The sequence below is a fragment of the Streptomyces sp. NPDC006393 genome, assembly GCF_040628575.1.
Taxonomy (GTDB): Bacteria; Actinomycetota; Actinomycetes; order Streptomycetales; family Streptomycetaceae; genus Streptomyces.
On the sequence record NZ_JBEXZD010000229.1, the window covers coordinates 1 to 1,221 of the forward strand.

Genomic DNA, 1,221 nt, shown 5'->3' on the forward strand with positions numbered 1-1,221 from the left:
ACTCTTTTCATACACGACTATATTCTGATCTGTTTTAATATATATTAATCTTCATTTAATGGTCTTAGCAATATTGATTGTCAAAAAATAGAAAGTTCTTATTAGTTTAAAAATAGAAGCACATATAATTGAATACCAAATAACAAAATAAATGTTATCAATTTCATTATCATATAATTTAAAACAGTACAAAACCAATGTATAAATAGATAACAATAAGAACATCTCTGTATTTAGCATAATATTTTCAATCAATTTCTTTTCTGTGTCTAACTTCTCAAACAATTTTGCTCTATCGTTTAAAAGTGGTATAAGAGTAACAGAAAAAAACAAAAATGCTGTTGTTAAAGAAGAAAAAGATATTACTGTTTCCAAAAAATCACTATATTGTTCTTTATTCTGAATAACAGAATATTGAACATTCAAACACAAGAACACAATAATTAGGATTATAAAAAACAAAACAACATCTATGTTTCTTTTAAACACAAAATCACAACCCTTTATCAAATTGTTAAAGAATATCTTTTTCAATAATCTTTAAATTATCTCTATAAGCTTTTTTTATCGATTTAATCATAGAATTAATAGTTATTTTATTATTGTTGTTTAATTCTACATCATCATCTATATATATTAATCTGTTAGCGATAAGATCAATAATTTGTTCATGGCCATCATTCTCCCCTCTAATAACCATTTTTTTGACTTCTTTTGTCTCATCTTTCGCTAAAATATTTTTTATTTGTTTTAATGACTCTGAAATATCTAAAGCTTTTGATGTATACTTTACCTTCATAGAATCTGCATTTAGTTTATCAATCATTTTTTTATCTCTTTGCGTTGACTGATTTTTATTCTTTATTTTATCTACATCTACAATTCTAGAAATATTAAACTCAATTTCTTTTAGATCATCAATGTGTTTTAAATTATCAATTTTTGTGTTATTTATAGCAACGTTCAATTTGGCACCTTTTTTCTTAACTGTTCTATAAAAAAAACTTTTAAAATCTGATTGAGAAATCCCTCCTCTATTTGATGGAATAATCACTACTCCATATCTAGGGCAAAATAACACTACAGTATCAACTGTTAAGCCTTGCTCCGGTTCATCGCCATATTCAGATCTACCATCTTTTACTGTTTTTTTAATTTCATTTATAACTGCAATTTTTGTAGTAACCGTTTTAGATAAACAAAAAACCCAAACTTCATTAT

Annotated in this window: 1 protein-coding gene; it reads right to left on the reverse strand. The window is 24.7% G+C overall.

All coding sequences use genetic code 11. The features are described 5' to 3' along the window. Positions 1 to 514: 514 nt before the first annotated feature. On the reverse strand, positions 515 to 1,221 hold a 707-nt coding region (locus ABZ484_RS38725), incomplete at its 5' end, for a hypothetical protein (protein ID WP_358870638.1).